The organism is Idiomarina sp. HB (assembly GCF_048059115.1).
GTDB lineage: Bacteria > Pseudomonadota > Gammaproteobacteria > Enterobacterales > Alteromonadaceae > Idiomarina > Idiomarina abyssalis.
Genome location: NZ_JAYLVU010000004.1, coordinates 318,029 through 337,993, shown reverse-complemented (window position 1 = coordinate 337,993; position 19,965 = coordinate 318,029). Strand labels below are relative to the sequence as shown.

Genomic DNA, 19,965 nt, shown 5'->3' with positions numbered 1-19,965 from the left:
AGGTTTTCGGCGGCTTCGTTGCCTGCCTCGAACGTGGAGCGCATTTTAGAGATTTAACTCGCCCCGTCAAGCGCTTTTTATGCCTTTATAACTGTTTTTTTGCTGACTGCGTAAAGTTTGCTCAGATGTTATTTGAACCAACATTTTTTATAACCTAAAAGCAAAAAAGCCCCCAGTATATGGAGGCTTTCTTGCTTATTACTAAAGGTATGTATTACTACTTGTTCTTACCATTACCTTTCCCATTACCGTTACCTGGGCCAGAAGTATCTCCTCCATCGTCGGTACCGCCATCCGATCCGCCACATCCATTAGTTGCCAAGTAATCGTAAGCTGCCTTAGCTTGGACTAACCCATAACCATAGGCATCATCACGACCAGCAGTACCTAAATCTTCAGCGGTTGATGCCAATGCAGAGCGGATATCGCCGTTGGAGCATTCTGAATAGTGACTCCAGACTAACGCAGCTACACCAACAACATGAGGGGTCGCCATTGACGTCCCGTCAAAGAAAGCCCAGTCACTGTCTTCTACAGATACTGTTGCAGAAGCTCCCAACTGGTTCATTAGTGAAGCACCATCGACATCACTAATTCCAACAGAAGGAATTGATGTTACGGTTTCGCCTAACGTGCCAGAAACGACACCAGGCTCATTATTGTATATGATAGCGCCAACACCACCGCCGGCTTCACAAGCTTGAACCTTTTCCGCAAAGCTAATTGAACCACGTTCAATTAAGCAAATATCGCCAACTGCGTCAGCACAAGCCTGGTCGCCAATGCCGCAATCCGCTAATGCACCGGATGCACTGCCTTTAGCAGAGCCATCCATCGCTAAATTATCGTATGCAGTATTGGAGACCGTAACCTCGGAACGTTCACCCATTCCGCGAGGTACTGACGATAAAACCGCAACACCAGGGCCCGACAGTTCAACCTGATTGGTTTGCTGAGAAAAAGAAGCAACTTGCTTCGCTTCGTCAACTGCAGCAACTGAGACAACCGCATCATACGACGCAGGATAAGAATGACGAGTATTACCAGCGTTGCCCGCAGCAGCAACACTCAGAATGCCTTGTGAGTCCAGGTCACCAAAAGCTCTTTCTTCGGTTTTGCTGCCACGGTCGCCGCCCAGGCTCATATTGATAACATTTGCACCAGCCGCCGCACATTCGTCAGCTGCTGCTATCAGTGAAGAGGAGTATCCCCAACCATCGGCATTAAACACTTTTACAATATGGAGGTTAATATTGCCATTTGGCAATACGCCAACAACACCCGTACCATTTGCAAGCGCAGCTATTGTGCCGGCTACGTGAGTACCATGACTGTTTTCGTCGGTGTACCAGTTGCCTGTTCCCGAGTCATAGCTACCATCAACACCGGCACTTTGTAAGTCCGGGTGCCCTAAATCGTAGCCCGAGTCGATAATACAAACTTTTGTATTACCTGCAGCAGCATCCGAAACGAGATCAGCTTGGACCTGAGAAATCCCGTAGGGTTGGTTGGGTTCATACTCCGATGCCATTAAATGTCTTTTTTCATCGGCTTCTACGTATTCAACATTAGGATTATTCTTGAGCCCTTTCAGCGCGTTCGCAGGAACCGTGATTGACATCGCGTTATAGCGTGACAAATCAACGTTCTTCTGCCCGCCAGCTTTTGCCACTGCAGACTCAATTGCAGCTTTGTTACCTGGTTTAAAGGCAACAATCACTCGCTCTTTATCATTAGCAGCCTGAGCAGATGCCGCTAGGACTGAAGAACAAGCTAAAAATACGAGAGATTTTTTTGATAACAGTTTCATAATTAACCCTGTGTTTTTTATGTTTTGAATTTTCAGGGCCAACACAACGTGAGAGAATAGTTATTCTTTCGTCGGCAAAATTAAGTTGCCACAATTTGTAACAAATTGTAACCAAATTTTACACAGGTATGATAAATGACGTATCGGTCTATCGAGACTTTAAATTACGAAGCACAGCTTATTGAAAAATCTAATAAGATTCGCCAAAGCTTTAGTGAAGTTGGTATTGAAGACTTTCGCGTTTTTCCATCAGAGCCTGTCAATTACCGTATGAGGGCTGAGTTCAGGGTATGGCACGAAGGTGATGATCTTTACTACATTATGTTTAACCCTGAAACTCGGGAAAAAATACGTAAAGATGACTTTGCTCCGGGAAGCAAGCTTATAAATAGCCTGATGCAGGGGGTCATAGACCACGTTATCGACAAACCCTTATTGAGGCATAAGTTGTTTCAGGTCGATTTTCTAACGACAAAGTCCAACCAGGCCATCGTATCACTTCTCTATCACCGCCCCTTAGAAGAAGAGTGGCAGGCTGAAGCAAAAGAGTTACATGGCTATCTTCAATCCTTTGCTGATGTTGTTCATCTAATTGGCCGGGCTCGTAAACAAAAAGTTGTTTTTGGTTCTGAATCAGTTATCGAGAATGTTCAAGTTAATGGGCAAACCTACCAGTCAATTCAGACCGAAAATAGCTTTACTCAACCAAACTCGGGTATTAACGAGAAAATGATTGAATGGGTCAGTGAGCAGGCGGGCCAAAATAATCATGATTTACTAGAGCTTTATTGTGGTAATGGAAATTTCACTCTGCCATTGGCCGGTCAGTTCAATTCGGTACTGGCAACCGAAATTAGCAAAGGCTCGGTTGCTGCAGCCCGTGAAGGGGCGCAGTTAAACGGCATCGAGAATGTTACTGTTGTACGCATGTCAGCTGAAGAGTTTAGTGCGGCTTTAAGTGGTGAGCTTGAATCAAAGCGAGCGGCTGACGCAGATATTCACAGTTTTGACTGCAAAACGGTATTGGTCGATCCGCCCAGAGCCGGGTTAGATAAAGACACCTTGAAACTGGTTTCTCAGTACCAGCGGATCATTTATATTTCCTGCAACCCAAGTACGCTAATAGACAATATTAAGGCGATATCGGCTACTCATAAGGTCACAGCGGCAGCAATGTTTGATCAATTCCCTTATACCGATCACATTGAAACAGGCGTGGTTTTAGAAAAGCACAACTAGTTTTGAGCAGGCTCTTCAGCAAGGGCAGAAAAATTGAGCTTACGGTTTAAGCGTAGATTGGATACATGAGCGTATATAATCAGCCCGGCGCCGAAGAGAATAATAATAGGTTCGCCCCAGTGCCCCAGAATATCCCGTTGAGAGTAAATAACGGCACCTAAAAGTAATAATGATAAAAGGTGCCATTTGCCATGCTTACGTGCGCCACTAATCAACGACCAGAGCCCCACAACAACACTTAGCCCTAAAATAGTATTTTCTAACGCGTCTTCACCGATAAAGGCCAACCCCGCCATAGCTAATAGCGGCAGAATAACAGGCAGCAGCAGGCAGTGAATCGCACACAAGGTGGTGATCCAGATTCCTGCTTTATCCAAGTTTTTGGATGTTCCTGCTGACATACTTGGCAATACCTTCTTCGCAAATGCTTAGTTGTTATATTATAACATACGGAAAGAATAACCAAGGGAGATCATGAAAAATTGTTTCTAAGCAGCAAAAACTTAAGCTGTATCAATAGAAAAAGGCAGGACTTCGCTTATTTCTTTTGCTCCACATATAATCATCAAAAGTCGGTCAAATCCCATAGCAATCCCCGCACAGGCAGGTAAACCGGATTCTAAAGCAGCGAGTAAACGAGTATCCTCGGGCTGAGTCTCTCGTCCATGCTTTTCCCGCCACTCATTATCTTGTTTGAAGCGAACACGTTGTTCAGCGGCATCTGAGAGCTCGTAATAACCATTAGCCAACTCCACCCCACGGTAATAAAACTCGAACCGGCGTGCGACACGTGCATCATTGCTGTCGATTCTGGCCAAAGCGGCCTGTGACTGTGGAAACTCGGTTACACAAATTGGTCTATTATCAGGAAACTGGCTTTCAATAAGCTCGGAAAAAGCCACTTGTAGAATGGTGTCTTCGTCTGTTTCCTTTGACATCCACTCCGACAAAGACGGACGCTCAACCAGGTGTCGCCGTATTGTATCCACACCTGCACTACTCAATGGATCCACGCCCAGATATTCAATAAAAGCTTGTTGGTAAGTGACCACTTTAGTTTCCGGTGCGCCACATAGTGACGTTAGCAGCTCAGAAACCTCGGTTATAAGCTGAACATCATCGTAACCAACCCGATACCACTCAAGTAAGGTAAACTCAGGGTTGTGAAAACGGCCTATTTCATCATCACGAACCACATGGCTTAACTGAAAAATATCTTGCCCATAAGCAGCAAGAATTCGCTTCATTGCGTATTCCGGTGATGTCTGAAGGTAGAGCTTTTTCTTTCCTGAAGGTAATGGGTGTTTGAGCTCGGTTGTGAGATTATTCAGGTGACAGTCTGTGACACCGAACTGCGATAAGAGGTGCGTATCGACTTCAGTTATCTGTCGTTCATAAAAAAACTGGCGGACTTGTCGCATTAACTCAGCGCGTTTAACAAGCACTGACCAATCCGCTGTCGGCCGCCAGTTCATCGTCATCTTAGGTTACTTCTGCACCCGGGAAACGTATTCACCTGAACGGGTATCAACTTTAATCACTTCGCCAATTTGCACAAATAAAGGCACGCGAACAACGGCACCTGTGCTTAAAGTCGCAGGCTTACCACCAGTACCAGCCGTATCACCTTTCAAGCCCGGGTCGGTTTCGGTAATCTCTAGCTCAACAAAATTTGGTGGCTGAACGTTAATAGGTTTACCTTCCCATAACGTCAAGGTACAAACATCTTGCTCAACAAGCCATTTTTCCGCTTCACCTACCGCCTTTTCATCGGCAGGCACCTGTTCAAAGGTTTCGTTATTCATGAAGTGCCAGAACTCACCATCGTTATATAAGTACGATAACTCAAGCTCAATAACATCGGCGCCCTCAACGGACTCTCCAGATTTAAACGTCTTTTCGACCACCTTACCACTAATCAACTTACGGATTTTTACACGGTTAAAGGCCTGACCTTTACCCGGTTTAACCATTTCGTTTTCAACGATGGAGCAAGGCTCACCATCCTGCATGATTTTTAAACCGCCTTTGAATTCACTAGTGCTGTAGTTCGCCATAACGAGACTTTCCTCTGTAAATACCTGATGATTTGCGCGCAATAATAAAACAAATAGCGACTTTTTTCAGGTAAAATATACGCTATTTGCAGCAGCCACGGAGGCGAAGTGTCCGAGTCAGTATATCCCATTTCTCTAAACAACCGTCCTGACTGGCAGTTCGAACTGAAACAAGCCTACACCCGGCCCGACGATTTGCTCCGTGCACTTGATTTAGAGCCTTCATTATTCTTGGGTGATATCAAAGCAAGAGAGCTGTTTTCCATGCGAGTCCCCAAGCCTTTTGTTGCACAAATGAAAGCGGGTGACAGCAACGATCCTTTGCTACGACAAGTACTCCCGTTGCGCAATGAGTTTGACTCAGCACCGGGTTACAGCACAGACCCATTGCAGGAGCAGAAAGGACCGGTAGAGGGGCTGTTGCACAAATATAAAAGTCGCGTGCTACTGATATTGCAGGGGGGCTGCGCCGTAAACTGCCGTTACTGCTTCCGCCGTCATTTTCCATACGACGAGCTAACCTTCAGTAAACGGCAGTTATCAGACACACTGAATTACATTAAAGACAACCCGGAAATCAACGAAGTCATTCTAAGTGGCGGCGACCCATTAATGGCAAATGACAAACGGCTTAAAGATCTCATTAAAGAATTTGAGCTTTTGCCACAACTTACCCGCTTACGCATTCATAGTCGATTGCCAGTTGTGATACCCTCTCGCTTGACAAATGAGCTGAAAGATTTGCTGAGTCAAAGTCGGTTTAAAAGCGTTTTGGTTTTGCATGTGAACCACGCTAACGAAATTTCAGAAACCTTAACTCGCACTTTAAAAGAATGGCACCACGCCGGTATACACTTATTAAACCAAAGCGTTTTACTAAATGGTGTGAATGACAATATCGAAGCTCTTACTCAGCTCAGTGAGAAGTTATTTGATGCCAGTGTTTTACCCTATTACTTACATCAACTGGATAAGGTAGAAGGCGCCAGTCATTTCGCAGTCAGCGATGATAAAGCCCAGGTGTTGTGGCAAAAAATGACATGCGAGTTACCGGGTTTTTTGGTTCCCCGCCTTGTACGCGAGCAGGCGGGGGAGCTTAGTAAAACAGCTATCATGCCGGATGGCACAAATGAATCAACAAAGGATAAATTATGAGCGACAACCTGGAAAGTGTAGAAGTTAAATTACAAGAACACCTTCAACAACTGTATCGCCAAGTTATTGATGCCGACCAATACCTTGACGATTTACGTCAACAAGGCAAAGCCAAATTCCAGGGTGTATTCGCAGAACAAACTGTATTTGAAAGCAAAGGCAACCGTTTTCAGCCATACCTAAACGAAATTGCTGCTAACTTTGAAAAGTGGCAACAAGACAAAGACAACGAACAACAGCTGCAGTTACTGGTACAACAATTACAGTTGATGACTGAAACTCTTGCTCGCCTTAAAGCTATTCGTCAGGCTGGTTAAGTAACGTTTCTTCAAACCACTCTGTTAGCATTTCTTCTTCGAAGTACAGATCATTTCGACGTACTCTTGACGCCAGGCCATCGTAGTTAAAACTCATGTTTTTCACATTTGCCTGGCCTTCCTTCAAAACTTCTCCAGCACTACCAACCAAGCGATAATCGAATTCCATTCTGGGGAAGTCTATTTCCCGAACAATACGGACGAAATTGGAACTTGAGCGTCCAAACGTGGGCTCAAGACGACCGGTTAGGTCAACATCTGTTACTGTAATTTCTAGCTTTTGCTCTTCAGGCAGTTTTTCGGCCAAACTTTGAAAGTGTTCAGTCAAATTGTCCATTACCTTTTGCTGATAACGATCTTTCAGGCCATCCGCAGGTCGAATATCAGTGTAACTATCAACATCTTTCCACGAAACCTCAGCCGTTCCAGCTAACGCCGAAAAACTAAAAGTTAATAAAACGGTTCCTAATATACCTTGAACACGCATGCTAATTTTCCTCCCATACTTTCGCCAAGGACACTACCATTCGGTTAGAGTACTATTTTACAAAAAAATTCCATAAAAAAAGGGAGCCGCAGTGGCTCCCTTCTTTAAACGAGCTTTGAGCGCACTACATCATGCCGCCCATACCGCCCATTCCACCCATGTCGCCGCCAGGCATACCGCCTGCGTTGTCATCTTGTGGAATGTCAGCAATCATCGCTTCAGTGGTGATCATCAGCGCGCCAACCGAAGCTGCGAACTGCAGTGCTGAACGAGTAACTTTGGTTGGATCCAAAATACCCATTTCCAGCATATCGCCATAAGTGTCGTTACCAGCGTTGTAACCGTAGTTACCTTCGCCACCGCGAACACTGTTAGCAACAACAGAACCTTCAGCACCAGCATTCATAGCAATTTGACGCAGAGGCGCTTCCATTGCACGTAATGCCAGACGAATACCTACGTTCTGATCTTCGTTGTCACCGCGTAGGTCACCTAATTTACTGGCTGCGCGAATCAAGGCAACACCACCACCGGGCACTACGCCTTCTTCAACGGCCGCACGAGTTGCATGCAACGCATCTTCAACGCGCGCTTTCTTCTCTTTCATTTCCATTTCAGTAGCAGCGCCGACTTTAATCACCGCAACACCGCCAGCTAATTTAGCCAGACGCTCTTGCAGTTTTTCGCGGTCGTAGTCAGACGTTGTGTCTTCCATCTGCTGTTTAATTTGGTTAACGCGGCCGTCAATAGCGCCATCATCACCGTTACCATCAACAACCGTCGTGTTGTCTTTAGTAATGACAACGCGCTTCGCGGTACCTAAGTCTTCCAGCTGAGTTTTCTCCAGCTCCATGCCAATTTCTTCAGAAACCACAGTACCGCCAGTCAGAACAGCAATGTCCTGCAGCATCGCTTTACGACGGTCACCAAAGCCTGGTGCTTTAACCGCTGCAACTTTAACAATGCCACGCATGTTGTTCACAACCAGAGTTGCCAGCGCTTCGCCTTCAACGTCTTCCGCAATAATAAGCAGAGGTTTACCGGCTTTAGAAACACCTTCTAATACCGGCAGTAATTCGCGGATATTAGAAATTTTCTTATCAATCAGAAGAATGAACGGGTTGTCTAATTCAACCGAACCGCTTTCCTGATTGTTAATGAAGTAAGGAGACAAGTAACCACGGTCGAACTGCATACCTTCAACAACATCCAGCTCGTCAGTCAGTGCCTGACCTTCTTCAACTGTAATAACACCTTCTTGGCCTACTTTATCCATTGCCTGAGCAATGATTTCGCCAATAGTGTGATCCGCGTTAGCAGAAATAGTCGCTACCTGAGCAATAGCTTTGCTATCGGCACAAGGCTGAGAAATTTTCTTCAACTCTTCAACTGCGGCAATAACGGCTTTGTCGATACCGCGCTTAAGATCCATTGGGTTCATACCCGCGGCTACTGACTTCAAACCTTCATTTACAATTGCCTGAGCCAGAACGGTTGCGGTTGTTGTACCGTCACCCGCTTCGTCGTTTGCTTTAGACGCCACTTCTTTAACCATCTGAGCGCCCATGTTTTCGAACTTGTCTTCCAGCTCGATTTCTTTCGCAACAGAAACACCGTCTTTAGTGATAACTGGTGCGCCAAACGATTTATCTAATACAACGTTACGGCCTTTTGGACCCAAAGTAACTTTTACTGAGTCAGCAAGAACATTTACGCCTTTCAGCATTTTTTGACGTGCTGTATTACCAAACTTGACTTCTTTAGCTGCCATTTTTGCTTTCCTCTTAAATACGTTTATTCGGTTGTGCTAATAAGCGACTCAGGCGTCTTATTCTTCAATTGCCAGAATGTCGCTTTCGCTCATGATCAAATACTCTTCACCATCGATTTTCTCGGTTTTTACACCGTAGCCTTCGCTGAACAGCACTTTATCACCGGCTTTTACGTCAAGCGCACGCACTTCACCGTTATCCAGAATACGGCCTTTGCCTACCGCTACGACTTCACCGCGCGTAGATTTTTCTGCCGCAGAACCAGTCAGAACAATGCCGCCAGCCGATTTCGCTTCGACTTCAATGCGTTTGATAATGACTCGATCGTGTAAAGGACGAAGTTTCATTGTTGATAACTCCTCAACCTATTGTTGTTAGTGGTTAGTACCCCTAAGGGCGTGTAAAAATCATCGTGCTCATTAAATGGGGGAGGAATTTTTGTTATCAAGGGGGAAGCGCAAAAAATTTTATGGTAATTTGCCAGACTCACTGGCGCTATATGGAGGTTCTATGACTCAGCAACCCAAATTGATTTTATGCACCACAGACAGTTACTCTTCTGCGAAACAACTTGCCCGCAACTTAGTTGAGAAAAAGCTCGTCGCCTGCGTCAATATAGTGCCTAATATGACATCGATTTACTCCTGGCAAGGGCAAGTACATGAAGATGAAGAGTGGCTTATGCTGATAAAATCAACCGATGAACGCTTCGGTGACATAAAAGACTTTGTCAGTGCGAATCACCCATACGATTCCCCGGAGTTAATCAGCATTAACATAGAAGACGGATTACCCGATTACCTGACGTGGATACAGGATTCAGTCAAATGATAAAACGGCTCATCTCATGCCTGATACTTTTTACCGTAGCGCTAACCTTGGTTGCGCCCGTTGCTCATGGTGTTCAATCTAACCCTTTTCAGCAACAGAATGAGTTTTTACCCGTCGATCAGGCTTTTGATTTTGATAGCGAAATTGACGGCGACGAGATCACTGTCAGTTGGGTCATCGCCCCGGAATACTACCTGTATCAACACCGGTTCAAGGTTGTGCCCTCAAATGCTGCTGCTCAAGCCCCCGAACTTCCGGAAGGAGAGTCTCATACGGACGAGTTTTTTGGCGAGTCGGTTGTTTACCGTAACTACGTTGAATGGTCTTTTACGCTGGATCCATCTTTTTCCGGTGACAGCATTACCATACTTTACCAGGGGTGTGCCGATGCAGGACTTTGTTATCCACCAACAGAAAAGCAGATAAAACTACCTACAAATGGTGGTAACAGCGACATTTCAGCACCAGCAGAGAACGCTGGTAACAGTCTTTTCGGGATAGAAGACCAACACTTGATTATCACTTTACTGTTATTTTTTGCCCTGGGTATTGGTTTAGCTTTTACTCCCTGCGTCTTTCCCATGTACCCCATCTTATCCGGAGTGGTTTTGGGCAACCGTGAACGCACCTGGAAAAACACGCTTTGGCTGTCTTTTATCTATGTACAGGGCATGGCCATTACCTATTCTTTATTAGGTTTGGTCGTCGCCTCAGCAGGTATGCAGTATCAGGCTTATTTTCAGCACCCCGTTGTACTTCTTGTTCTTGCGGCACTCTTTGCACTCTTTGCACTCAGTATGCTCGGTGCCTATACCCTGCAACTGCCCATTAGTTGGCAGTCAAAACTACAAAACCTAAGTGGTCAGCAGAGCGGCGGCAATGTTGTTGGTGTCTTTGTTATTGGAGCTATTTCAGGCCTGGTTGCATCGCCTTGCACCACAGCTCCGCTCTCAGGCGCGTTGCTTTTTATCGCGCAATCCGGCGACATTATTAACGGTGCAGCAATTCTCTATGCCTTAAGCCTGGGTATGGGTGTTCCATTAATATTGTTCGGGTTGAGCGGCGGGAAGCTTCTGCCAAAAGCCGGAGCATGGATGGTGGTGGTGAAACAGTTTTTCGGCTGGTTACTCTTAGCGGTCAGTCTATTTTTAGTAGAACGATTACTCCCCACCAGCATCAGTATGTGGTTGTGGATTTTCTATTTCATTCTAGCGGCAGTATCACTGGCAGTAGCAATCAGCCAGTCAATGAGGACTGCAACCAAAGTCACTGCAATTATTTTATTGGCTGCTATGGCTACCGCGGGAAGCTATTGGCAAGTCAATAAAGCACAGTTAGAGCAGCAAAGTCATGGCTTGTTCACCCAGGTAAGTAGCATTAACGAAATACAGCAACAAGTCGAAAATAGCGACGGCTGGGTTATGCTGGACCTTTACGCGGACTGGTGTGTTGCCTGCAAAGAGTTTGAGCAATATACCTTTTCGGATACCGGCGTTCAGGCACAATTTGAGCAATTTACACTGATTCAGGCCGACGTTACTCGCAATAACGCGCAAGACGTTGAAATTCTAAGCCTCTACCAGGTATTGGGGTTACCCACAATTCTGTTCTTTGACCCTGAAGGCAAGGAGCGAGCTGAGTATCGAGTTACCGGTTATATGAACGCTGAAGATTTTGAAAAGCATCTGGAAAAGATAGTTTCCGAGTAAACTTGTGCCTAAATGCGCTGATAAGACCAGTAAAGTGCTGCAATCTTGCTTTTTTTCCCTATAATACTGTTGTTATAGGAACCCAAACTGAAAGTTATGGTCAATTTTAATAGTTACCGTAACTTCACAGCAGATGGCGGCACAATGGCAGAACGTTTTAAAATATTGGTGCTAAATGGCCCTAACCTAAACTTACTGGGACAACGTGAGCCAGAGGTTTATGGTAGTCAAAGTCTGGATGACATCGCCCAGTCGTTAGACGCTATTGCCCAAAAGCACTCCGCTTCGCTCGATTTCAGACAGTCAAATGCTGAACATCAATTGATTGACTGGATCCAACAAGCCGCCAAAGACTCTGTCGATTATATCGTGATCAATCCAGCAGCATACGCTCACACCAGCATTGCGCTGCGTGATGCTCTGCTCGCTGTGCAAATCCCTTTTATCGAAGTACACCTTTCTAATATTTATCGCCGGGAGAGCTTCCGCCACCACTCGTATTTAGCCGATGTGGCTGACGGCGTTATCTGCGGGCTTGGCGCCCGTGGCTACGAATACGCATTACAAGCAGCTTTAAACATATTGAATAACACAGATAACTAAAGGTAGACGTTAGCATGGATATCCGAAAAATTAAGAAACTGATTGAGCTCGTTGAAGAATCTGGCGTTGCTGAACTGGAAATAACCGAAGGTGAAGAATCCGTTCGGATTAACCGTTACAGTGCGCAACCTGCGCCAATGCAGTATGCGCCACAGCCTCAACAGGCGCCTCAGCAAGCCCCAGCGGCACCGGCAAGCCAGCCAGCAGCTTCAGCGGAGCCAGCCAGCGAAGAAATTAACGGTCATGTTGTTCGTTCGCCTATGGTTGGAACTTTCTATGAAGCACCATCGCCTGATGCCAAGCCATTTGTCACTGTAGGCTCTCGTGTTAATGCTGGCGAAACACTGTGCATTATTGAAGCCATGAAAATGATGAACCAAATTGAAGCTGACAAGTCCGGTGTCGTTAAGCAAATTTTAGTAGACAACGAAGAGCCAGTTGAATTTGATCAACCTCTGTTTGTCATTGAATAAAGTAACCGCAGGAATTTGTCATGTTAGATAAAGTGGTCATTGCCAACCGTGGCGAAATTGCACTGCGCATACTGCGAGCCTGTAAAGAGCTCGGCATTAAAACAGTGGCAGTTCACTCGACGGTTGATAGAAATTTAAAGCACGTTTTACTTGCTGACGAAGCGATTTGTATTGGTAAAGCGCCAGCAAACGAAAGCTACCTGAATATCCCACGTATTATCAGCGCCGCTGAAATTACCGATGCTGCGGCCATCCATCCGGGCTATGGTTTTCTTGCTGAAAACGCTGACTTTGCCGAGCAGGTGGAGCAGTCCGGGTTCATCTTTGTTGGCCCAACACCTGATCTCATTCGCCTTATGGGTGATAAAGTGTCAGCCATTAAAGCCATGAAGAAAACCGGCGTTCCCTGCGTACCAGGCTCCGACGGCCCGTTGGACGATGATGACGAGCGTAATATGAAGCTTGCCAAGCGCATCGGCTACCCAATTATTATTAAAGCAGCAGGCGGCGGCGGTGGTCGCGGTATGCGAGTTGTACGAAAAGAAAGCGAACTGCTTAGCTCTATTAGTATGACTCAGAACGAAGCTCGTGCAGCGTTCGGCAACCCTGTTGTTTATATGGAGAAATTCCTTGAGAACCCTCGCCATGTTGAAATTCAGGTTCTGGCCGACGGTCAAGGTAACGCCATTCATTTAGGTGAACGTGACTGCTCTATGCAACGTCGTCACCAGAAAGTCGTTGAAGAAGCGCCAGCTCCCGGTATTACTCCGGAAATGCGCAAGTTCATTGGTGAGCGTTGTGCGAAAGCTTGTGTAGAGCTGGGTTACCGCGGTGCTGGTACCTTTGAGTTTCTGTATGAAAACGGCGAGTTCTACTTCATTGAAATGAACACGCGTATTCAGGTTGAGCATCCGGTTACTGAAATGGTCACAGGTATCGACTTAATTAAAGAGCAGTTGCGCATAGCGGCAGGCCGCCAACTATCAATTAGTCAGGAAGATGTCGTTATTCGCGGTCATGCGGTTGAGTGCCGTATTAACGCCGAAGATCCGGATACTTTTACACCATCTCCCGGTACCATCACTCGTTTCCATTCTCCGGGCGGCTTTGGTGTTCGTTGGGACTCACACGTTTACGCGGATTACAAAGTACCGCCTAACTATGACTCAATGATAGGTAAACTGATTACTTACGGCGAGAACCGCGATATTGCTATAGCACGTATGCGTAATGCTTTGAGTGAACTGATCATCGAGAACATTAAAACGAACATTCCTCTGCAAAAATCAATTATGGCAGACGAAAACTTCCAGCACGGTGGTACTAATATTCACTACCTTGAGAAAAAGCTCGGTTTGGGCGGGCATTAATTAATGCCCTGGATACAACTGACGCTTTCTTGCAGTGAAGAGCATGCTCCCCAGGTGGGGGACATGCTCATGGCTAACGGCGCTCAGGCGGTTACATACCGCGACGGCGCTGATACCCCCATTTTTGAGCCACGCCCCGGCGACGTTATATTGTGGGAACACACCTTAGCGACGGGCTTGTTTGACGCCGAAGCTGATATAAAAGCTATTATTGCCAACCTGAAGCAGTCCAACGTTTTCGACAGCAACTTGCAATACAAAGTCGACCCACTGGAAGACAAGGACTGGGAACGCGAATGGATGGATAACTTCCACCCTATTCGTTTTGGCGAAAGTTTGTGGATTTGTCCTAGCTGGCGGGAAGTACCGCAGCCGGATGCCGTTAATATTTTGCTCGATCCCGGCATGGCTTTTGGTACGGGTACTCACCCAACAACCGCGATGTGTTTACGTTGGATAGATGCCAATCCCCCCACGGGTAAAACCGTTGTCGACTTTGGTTGCGGATCAGGAATTCTCGGCATTGCCGCGTTACTATTTGACGCCAAACATGTCGCTGGTATTGATATTGACCAGCAAGCCCTGATTGCGACAAAAGACAACGCCGAACGTAACAAGGTCGGTGATAAATTCAGTCTTTACCTGCCAACTCAGCAGCCTAATACTCAAGTTGATTTGGTTCTGGCCAATGTTCTTGCCGGCCCGTTACGTGAACTTGCCGATACGATAATTGGCTTCGTTGCGCCAGGGGGACAATTAGTCTTATCCGGAATATTGGAGCGACAAATAGAAGGGGTTATTGAAGCTTATCAACCTCAGATACAGTTCGACACTCCGACTATAGACGGCGACTGGGCAATGCTTAGCGGTACTCGGGTTGGTTAACAAGCGTCCGCTTTGTCAATAGTAAAAAATGAAAAAAAGACCCAAATTGCGTAATAAATAGCCTTTTCTTTATTGCGCAAATTCCCTAAAATTCCTCACCCTTTCGCTGCGTAGTTTTTAACCGATGCGGATTGGCCCATATCAACTCGACAATCAGGTCATATTAGCTCCCATGGCTGGAGTTACTGACCAGCCGTTCCGTCAGCTTTGTTACAGCACGGGGGCTGGGCTTACAGTATCAGAGATGCTGTCCAGTAACCCCAAGGTATGGCAGACCGATAAATCCAGGCAACGCATGGATCATTCGGGAGAGCTTGGCATTCGTGCCGTGCAAATAGCGGGCTCTGAACCAGAGTTAATGGCTGAAGCTGCGCGGGTTAATGTCAGTATGGGCGCGCAGATTATCGATATAAATATGGGCTGCCCGGCGAAAAAGGTGAATAAAAAAATGGCTGGCTCGGCGCTTATGCAGCACCCTGAGTTAGTTGAAGAGATACTGACAGCGGTCGTTAACGCTGTCGACGTTCCGGTAACGCTAAAGACAAGAACCGGCTGGGATCCTGAACATAAAAACGGTATTGATATAGCGCAGTTAGCAGAACGCTGTGGTATTCAGTCACTTGCTATTCACGGTCGTACTCGCGCCTGCATGTATAAAGGTAGTGCAGAATACGACACGATAAAAGCAATTAAAAACGCCGTTTCGATTCCCGTTGTTGCTAACGGCGATATTCGTACACCGTTACAGGCAAAACAAGTTCTTGAGTATACCGGGGCAGATGCCATTATGATTGGTCGTGGCGCGCAGGGTAATCCCTGGCTGTTTAGAGAAATTGCTTACTTTCTTCAGACAGGCAAGGAACTTCAACCGCCGTCGCTAACTGAAGTGGCTGAAACCGTCATTCATCACGTTGGTAAATTGCACGAATTTTACGGCAGTTACCAGGGTGTCAGAATCGCCAGGAAACACGTTGGTTGGTATTTAAAAGAAAAAGCCAGCAATGATGAATTCAGGCAAACATTTAATCGTCTTGAGGATGCCGAAGCGCAACTTAAGGCACTTGAAGATTATTTTGTCACTGTAGAGAAGAGATAAGCGTATTATGTTTGATCAAAACCCTAGTCGTGAAAACGTATCTCCCCTGACCACTATCGGTAATAACGCACAGCCAAAGCCGTTGCGTGACTCCGTGAAGCAAGCGTTGAATAGCTTTCTGCGCCAGCTGGACGGTCAGGACCCTGAAGAATTGTACGAGCTGGTGTTATCCGAGGTGGAGGCGCCGCTACTAGAAGAAGTCATGACTTATACCCGGGGTAATCAAACCCGCGCCGCAACTATGTTAGGTATTAACCGCGGCACTTTACGCAAGAAGCTGAAAAAATACGGCATGAATTAAAAATTTTTTGGGCGCCTTTTGGCGCCCTTTTTTTATTGACCTCCCCGTAATTTAACTGAGTTATAGAAAGGCAAAACAATGGAAACCCGTCCAATCCAACGCGCTTTAATCAGTGTTTCTGATAAAACCGGTATTGTTGAATTCGCTCAATCTCTGGCCAAAAAAGGCATTGAAATTCTCTCTACAGGTGGCACCGCTAAGCTACTTCGCGATTCAGGCATAACCGTTATTGACGTTTCTGAGCATACCGGCCAGGAAGAGATTATGGGCGGGCGCGTAAAAACTTTGCATCCGAAAGTTCACGGAGGCATTTTAGGTCGCCGCGATATCGATCAGACAGTCATGCAAGAACAGAATATTGCGCCTATCGATATGGTTGTGGTTAACCTGTATCCCTTTGCTGAAACGGTAGCCAAAGAAGGTTGCACGTTAGAGGACGCGATAGAAAATATCGATATTGGCGGCCCGACTATGGTTCGCGCTGCAGCCAAAAATCACAAAGACGTGACCATTGTTGTCAATGCCAATGACTACCAACGCGTGCTTGCTGAACTAGAAGAACAGGACGGAGTCAGCCACAGCACTCGCTTTGACTTAGCGGTCGCTGCATTCGAACACACCGCCCAGTACGATGGCATGATTGCAAATTACCTTGGTAAGCAACTGAGTGAAAATGACTTTGCACGTACATTAAACCTGCAGGTATCGAAAAAGCAGGACTTACGTTACGGCGAAAACTCACATCAGTCGGCTGCATTTTATACCGAACGTAATGCTCCAGCCGGTACCGTTTCCAGCGCCACGCAAATTCAGGGCAAAGCGTTGTCCTTTAACAATATTGCCGATACAGACGCGGCGCTTGAATGCGTAAAAAGCTTTGCTGAGCCGGCCTGCGTTATTGTTAAGCATGCAAACCCTTGCGGTGTCGCAATTGGTGAGTCCATTACCGATGCTTATGATCGTGCTTTTAAGACCGATCCAACTTCCGCCTTCGGTGGCATTATTGCTTTCAACCGTGAGCTGGATGAAACAACGGCAACAGCTATTGTCGAGCGCCAGTTTGTTGAGGTTATTATCGCGCCTTGTGTCAGCGACAAAGCCAGAACTGCGGTTGCCGGTAAAAAGAACGTTCGTTTGTTAGAGTGCGGCAATTGGGAAGAAACCAACACCCAGCTAGATTACAAGCGAGTTAGTGGCGGTTTATTAGTACAAGATACCGACAATCAGGACTTTAACGCAGACGAATTAAAAGTGGTCACTGAAAAGCAACCAACAGAAGCACAGATGACCGACTTATTATTCTGCTGGAAAGTTGCCAAGTTTGTTAAGTCTAATGCCATTGTTTATGCCAAAGACGGCATGACAGTAGGCGTAGGCGCCGGCCAAATGAGCCGCGTTTACAGCGCTAAAATTGCCGGTATAAAAGCGGCCGACGAAAATCTTAGTGTGCCTGGTTCCGTTATGGCTTCTGATGCTTTCTTCCCGTTCAGAGATGGTATTGATGCCGCCGCCGAAGCCGGTATCAGTGCTATCATTCAGCCGGGGGGCTCGATCCGTGACGAAGAGATCATCGCTGCTGCTAATGAACACGGTATCGCGATGGTATTCACCGGCATGAGACATTTCCGCCACTAGGCAACTTAACCCGTGGGCATAGCATTGCGTCCGTAACGTTTGGGGGCTAGTCTAATAGACAAGTTCCCAACCCTACAGGTGATAGCATGAGAAAATTAATAACATCCGCTTCTGTCATAGTATTAGCAAGTGCCCTTAGTGCCTGCTCTCCAGCCCCCGAGGCGGATTCTTTGCAAGCGGCAGTCGACCATGAATCCCGCACCGACAAATACGCTGCTCGTGATGAATTCCGTAACCCAAAAGAAACTTTAGAGTTTTTTGAGCTAGAGCCGAGTATGACAGTAGTGGAAATTTGGCCAGGTGGTGGTTGGTATACTGAAATATTAGCCCCTTATCTGGCGGATGAAGGACAGCTTTACGCGGCACACTTCCCGGAAGATTCAGGTAGCGACTACTACCAACGCTCACTTGAAAATTTCAAAGAAAAGTTAACCACCAACCCGCTCTACGGTAATGTTGTTTTAACTGAGTTTGCACCGGGTAAAGACACTGAACTGGCACCGGCTCGTAGTGCCGATCGTGTGCTGACGTTCCGCAACCTTCACAACTGGTATATGCAAGAAGGCGAAGAAGGTGTCATTCAGGCATTCCGTCAGTTTCATCAAACGCTGAAACCTAATGGTATGCTGGGTATCGTTGACCATCGCCTGCCCGAGTCAAAAGATGCTGAAGCTTTTAAAGACTCTGGCTATGTAAAAGAAAGCTGGGTAATAGATTTAGCTGAACAAGCCGGTTTCGAGTTTGTAGCTAGTGCCGAAATCAACGCAAACCCAGAAGATACAGCTGATCACCCTAAAGGTGTCTGGACTTTACCTCCAACCCTGACTCTCGGTGAAGAAAACAGAGAAAAATACGAAGCCATTGGTGAAAGCGATCGCTTCACCTTGAAGTTTCGCAAACCCGTTACAGACTAGAGGACAGAACTAACCTTATGAAAGTATTGGTCGTTGGCGGCGGAGGCCGTGAACACGCTCTGGCGTGGAAAGCAGCACAATCACAGCAAGTGGAGTGCGTATATGTTGCCCCGGGTAACGCAGGTACAGAGCGTGAGCCAAACCTGACAAATGTGGCCATCAGCGCCGAAGACATTGAAGGTTTGCTTAACTTTGCCAAAAGCGAAGGTGTTGAACTGACCATTGTTGGTCCGGAAGCACCTTTAGTTGCGGGCATTGTTGATCGCTTTAGTGAAGCCGGACTCGCCGCATTCGGCCCCACAGGTAAAGCAGCACAGCTAGAAGGCTCTAAAGCGTTTAGCAAAGACTTTCTGCAGCGCCACAATATACCCACCGCCGACTACCAAAACTTTACAGAGGTTGAGGCAGCCAAAGCCTATGTCGCTGAAAAAGGCGTTCCTATTGTAATAAAGGCAGACGGCCTTGCCGCTGGCAAGGGCGTTATTATAGCTGAAAGTCAGGAGCAGGCGGATGCCGCTATCGACGACATGCTGGCCGGTAACCGTTTCGGCGATGCCGGGCACCGCGTCGTTATAGAAGAATTTTTACGCGGTGAAGAAGCCTCTTTTATTGTGATGGTGGACGGCGAACACGCAGTACCTTTCGCGTCAAGCCAGGATCATAAAGCACGAGATAACGGCGATAAAGGACCTAACACAGGGGGGATGGGCGCTTATTCGCCGGCGCCGGTGGTGTCACCAAGCATCCATAAATGGGTTATGCAGCACGTTATTAAACCTACAGTCGATGGAATGGCAGCAGAAGGAGCGCCATACAAAGGGTTCCTCTATGCCGGTTTAATGATTGCTGAAGACGGCACAGCCAAAGTTCTGGAGTATAACTGTCGCTTTGGGGACCCTGAAACTCAGCCCATTATGATGCGTTTAAAGTCGGATTTGGTTGAGCTTTGCCAGCAGGCAATTGAAGGCAAACTTAATCAGGCGCCTATCGACTTTGATGAGCGCGCTGCAGTTGGTGTGGTTATGGCTGCCGGAGGGTATCCTGAAAGTTACAACAAAGGAGATGTCATTCACGGCCTTCCTGAACAAGCTTCTGAAAACCAGAAGGTATTCCACGCGGGAACTAAAATGGATGACGGCAATGTGGTCACAAGTGGTGGCCGGGTTCTCTGTTGTACAGCCCTGGGTAAAACCGTTACTGAGGCTCAACAACTTGCCTACCAGCTGGTTGATAAAATTAACTGGAATGATGCTTATTATCGCACCGATATCGCGCACCGTGCGATAAAACGCGAAAGCTAAATACCCACCT

General features: G+C 46.7%; 21 protein-coding genes. 14 read left to right on the top strand and 7 right to left on the bottom strand.

Annotated elements, in window-relative coordinates; genetic code table 11:
* Window positions 1-217 precede the first annotated feature (217 nt).
* Window positions 218-1,810, bottom strand: coding sequence for a S8 family serine peptidase (locus tag VBY75_RS12665; RefSeq protein ID WP_222235837.1), 1,593 nt, complete (start codon window positions 1,808-1,810; stop codon window positions 218-220).
* A gap of 135 nt (window positions 1,811-1,945) precedes the next feature.
* Here VBY75_RS12665 and trmA point away from each other — a divergent pair, with 135 nt between their 5' ends.
* Window positions 1,946-3,049: a tRNA (uridine(54)-C5)-methyltransferase TrmA gene (gene trmA / locus VBY75_RS12660; protein WP_222235838.1), complete on the top strand. Its 1,104-nt coding sequence runs from the start codon at window positions 1,946-1,948 to the stop codon at window positions 3,047-3,049.
* Here the strand turns inward: trmA and VBY75_RS12655 are convergent.
* From VBY75_RS12655 to efp, 3 genes are all read right to left on the bottom strand, one after another.
* Entirely contained in the window at window positions 3,046-3,450 is a 405-nt protein-coding gene (locus tag VBY75_RS12655) for a MerC domain-containing protein (protein ID WP_278355267.1), read from the bottom strand. The two genes, trmA and VBY75_RS12655, sit on opposite strands and share 4 nt — an antisense overlap.
* Window positions 3,451-3,552: 102 nt before the next feature.
* Window positions 3,553-4,530: an elongation factor P--(R)-beta-lysine ligase gene (gene epmA, locus VBY75_RS12650; RefSeq protein ID WP_416512845.1), complete on the bottom strand. Its 978-nt coding sequence runs from the start codon at window positions 4,528-4,530 to the stop codon at window positions 3,553-3,555.
* Between the two features lie 6 nt (window positions 4,531-4,536).
* The gene (gene efp, locus VBY75_RS12645; protein WP_011235502.1) at window positions 4,537-5,106 is read right to left on the bottom strand and encodes an elongation factor P; all 570 of its coding nucleotides are present in this window, start codon (window positions 5,104-5,106) and stop codon (window positions 4,537-4,539) included.
* A gap of 108 nt (window positions 5,107-5,214) precedes the next feature.
* On the opposite strand from efp, the gene epmB reads away from it, so the two are divergent.
* Window positions 5,215-6,261, top strand: a complete 1,047-nt coding sequence (epmB, locus tag VBY75_RS12640) for an EF-P beta-lysylation protein EpmB (protein WP_416512842.1) — start codon at window positions 5,215-5,217, stop codon at window positions 6,259-6,261.
* Window positions 6,258-6,578, top strand: a complete 321-nt coding sequence (priC, locus tag VBY75_RS12635) for a primosomal replication protein PriC (protein ID WP_054491324.1) — start codon at window positions 6,258-6,260, stop codon at window positions 6,576-6,578. Before epmB ends, priC begins: the two co-directional genes overlap by 4 nt.
* Here the strand turns inward: priC and VBY75_RS12630 are convergent.
* From VBY75_RS12630 to VBY75_RS12620, 3 genes are all read right to left on the bottom strand, one after another.
* Window positions 6,559-7,065, bottom strand: coding sequence for a DUF3016 domain-containing protein (locus VBY75_RS12630; RefSeq protein WP_416512840.1), 507 nt, complete (start codon window positions 7,063-7,065; stop codon window positions 6,559-6,561). The two genes, priC and VBY75_RS12630, sit on opposite strands and share 20 nt — an antisense overlap.
* A gap of 124 nt (window positions 7,066-7,189) precedes the next feature.
* Window positions 7,190-8,836 (bottom strand): chaperonin GroEL, encoded by a 1,647-nt coding sequence (gene groL, locus VBY75_RS12625; RefSeq protein WP_054491322.1) that lies wholly within the window; start codon window positions 8,834-8,836, stop codon window positions 7,190-7,192.
* Window positions 8,837-8,893: 57 nt separating this feature from the next.
* Entirely contained in the window at window positions 8,894-9,184 is a 291-nt protein-coding gene (locus VBY75_RS12620; protein WP_054491321.1) for a co-chaperone GroES, read from the bottom strand.
* A gap of 163 nt (window positions 9,185-9,347) precedes the next feature.
* Here VBY75_RS12620 and cutA point away from each other — a divergent pair, with 163 nt between their 5' ends.
* From cutA to purD, 11 genes are all read left to right on the top strand, one after another.
* Window positions 9,348-9,668 carry a divalent-cation tolerance protein CutA gene (gene cutA, locus VBY75_RS12615; RefSeq protein ID WP_222235844.1) on the top strand — a complete coding sequence of 107 codons (321 nt, stop codon included), beginning with the start codon at window positions 9,348-9,350 and terminating at the stop codon, window positions 9,666-9,668.
* Window positions 9,665-11,377 (top strand): protein-disulfide reductase DsbD, encoded by a 1,713-nt coding sequence (locus VBY75_RS12610; RefSeq protein ID WP_416512837.1) that lies wholly within the window; start codon window positions 9,665-9,667, stop codon window positions 11,375-11,377. The genes cutA and VBY75_RS12610 overlap by 4 nt, the downstream gene beginning before the upstream one ends.
* A gap of 144 nt (window positions 11,378-11,521) precedes the next feature.
* Window positions 11,522-11,980, top strand: coding sequence for a type II 3-dehydroquinate dehydratase (gene aroQ / locus VBY75_RS12605; protein WP_054491329.1), 459 nt, complete (start codon window positions 11,522-11,524; stop codon window positions 11,978-11,980).
* Between the two features lie 14 nt (window positions 11,981-11,994).
* Complete coding sequence (gene accB, locus VBY75_RS12600; protein ID WP_416512835.1) at window positions 11,995-12,453, top strand: acetyl-CoA carboxylase biotin carboxyl carrier protein; 459 nt, start codon at window positions 11,995-11,997, stop codon at window positions 12,451-12,453.
* A gap of 20 nt (window positions 12,454-12,473) precedes the next feature.
* Complete coding sequence (gene accC, locus VBY75_RS12595) at window positions 12,474-13,823, top strand: acetyl-CoA carboxylase biotin carboxylase subunit (protein ID WP_271332328.1); 1,350 nt, start codon at window positions 12,474-12,476, stop codon at window positions 13,821-13,823.
* Between the two features lie 3 nt (window positions 13,824-13,826).
* Window positions 13,827-14,708 carry a 50S ribosomal protein L11 methyltransferase gene (prmA, locus tag VBY75_RS12590; RefSeq protein WP_054491316.1) on the top strand — a complete coding sequence of 294 codons (882 nt, stop codon included), beginning with the start codon at window positions 13,827-13,829 and terminating at the stop codon, window positions 14,706-14,708.
* 124 nt (window positions 14,709-14,832) lie between these two features.
* Window positions 14,833-15,804 (top strand): tRNA dihydrouridine synthase DusB, encoded by a 972-nt coding sequence (dusB, locus tag VBY75_RS12585; protein WP_054491315.1) that lies wholly within the window; start codon window positions 14,833-14,835, stop codon window positions 15,802-15,804.
* A gap of 7 nt (window positions 15,805-15,811) precedes the next feature.
* Entirely contained in the window at window positions 15,812-16,105 is a 294-nt protein-coding gene (fis, locus tag VBY75_RS12580) for a DNA-binding transcriptional regulator Fis (RefSeq protein WP_011235515.1), read from the top strand.
* A 78-nt stretch (window positions 16,106-16,183) separates the two neighbouring features.
* Window positions 16,184-17,740 carry a bifunctional phosphoribosylaminoimidazolecarboxamide formyltransferase/IMP cyclohydrolase gene (gene purH / locus VBY75_RS12575; RefSeq protein WP_416512832.1) on the top strand — a complete coding sequence of 519 codons (1,557 nt, stop codon included), beginning with the start codon at window positions 16,184-16,186 and terminating at the stop codon, window positions 17,738-17,740.
* Between the two features lie 86 nt (window positions 17,741-17,826).
* Window positions 17,827-18,654, top strand: a complete 828-nt coding sequence (locus tag VBY75_RS12570) for a class I SAM-dependent methyltransferase (RefSeq protein WP_278357912.1) — start codon at window positions 17,827-17,829, stop codon at window positions 18,652-18,654.
* Window positions 18,655-18,671: 17 nt separating this feature from the next.
* Window positions 18,672-19,955: a phosphoribosylamine--glycine ligase gene (gene purD, locus VBY75_RS12565; protein ID WP_416512829.1), complete on the top strand. Its 1,284-nt coding sequence runs from the start codon at window positions 18,672-18,674 to the stop codon at window positions 19,953-19,955.
* Window positions 19,956-19,965: the final 10 nt, after the last annotated feature.

Excerpts from the sequence above, each read along its gene's own strand:
- VBY75_RS12665 (WP_222235837.1), bottom strand. The coding sequence starts at position 1,810 with ATGAAACTGTTATCAAAAAAATCTCTCGTATTTTTAGCTTGTTCTTCA.
- trmA (WP_222235838.1), top strand. The coding sequence starts at position 1,946 with ATGACGTATCGGTCTATCGAGACTTTAAATTACGAAGCACAGCTTATT.
- VBY75_RS12655 (WP_278355267.1), bottom strand. The coding sequence starts at position 3,450 with ATGTCAGCAGGAACATCCAAAAACTTGGATAAAGCAGGAATCTGGATC.
- epmA (WP_416512845.1), bottom strand. The coding sequence starts at position 4,530 with ATGACGATGAACTGGCGGCCGACAGCGGATTGGTCAGTGCTTGTTAAA.
- efp (WP_011235502.1), bottom strand. The coding sequence starts at position 5,106 with ATGGCGAACTACAGCACTAGTGAATTCAAAGGCGGTTTAAAAATCATG.
- priC (WP_054491324.1), top strand. The coding sequence starts at position 6,258 with ATGAGCGACAACCTGGAAAGTGTAGAAGTTAAATTACAAGAACACCTT.
- VBY75_RS12630 (WP_416512840.1), bottom strand. The coding sequence starts at position 7,065 with ATGCGTGTTCAAGGTATATTAGGAACCGTTTTATTAACTTTTAGTTTT.
- groL (WP_054491322.1), bottom strand. The coding sequence starts at position 8,836 with ATGGCAGCTAAAGAAGTCAAGTTTGGTAATACAGCACGTCAAAAAATG.
- VBY75_RS12620 (WP_054491321.1), bottom strand. The coding sequence starts at position 9,184 with ATGAAACTTCGTCCTTTACACGATCGAGTCATTATCAAACGCATTGAA.
- cutA (WP_222235844.1), top strand. The coding sequence starts at position 9,348 with ATGACTCAGCAACCCAAATTGATTTTATGCACCACAGACAGTTACTCT.
- VBY75_RS12610 (WP_416512837.1), top strand. The coding sequence starts at position 9,665 with ATGATAAAACGGCTCATCTCATGCCTGATACTTTTTACCGTAGCGCTA.
- aroQ (WP_054491329.1), top strand. The coding sequence starts at position 11,522 with ATGGCAGAACGTTTTAAAATATTGGTGCTAAATGGCCCTAACCTAAAC.
- accB (WP_416512835.1), top strand. The coding sequence starts at position 11,995 with ATGGATATCCGAAAAATTAAGAAACTGATTGAGCTCGTTGAAGAATCT.
- accC (WP_271332328.1), top strand. The coding sequence starts at position 12,474 with ATGTTAGATAAAGTGGTCATTGCCAACCGTGGCGAAATTGCACTGCGC.
- prmA (WP_054491316.1), top strand. The coding sequence starts at position 13,827 with ATGCCCTGGATACAACTGACGCTTTCTTGCAGTGAAGAGCATGCTCCC.
- dusB (WP_054491315.1), top strand. The coding sequence starts at position 14,833 with ATGCGGATTGGCCCATATCAACTCGACAATCAGGTCATATTAGCTCCC.
- fis (WP_011235515.1), top strand. The coding sequence starts at position 15,812 with ATGTTTGATCAAAACCCTAGTCGTGAAAACGTATCTCCCCTGACCACT.
- purH (WP_416512832.1), top strand. The coding sequence starts at position 16,184 with ATGGAAACCCGTCCAATCCAACGCGCTTTAATCAGTGTTTCTGATAAA.
- VBY75_RS12570 (WP_278357912.1), top strand. The coding sequence starts at position 17,827 with ATGAGAAAATTAATAACATCCGCTTCTGTCATAGTATTAGCAAGTGCC.
- purD (WP_416512829.1), top strand. The coding sequence starts at position 18,672 with ATGAAAGTATTGGTCGTTGGCGGCGGAGGCCGTGAACACGCTCTGGCG.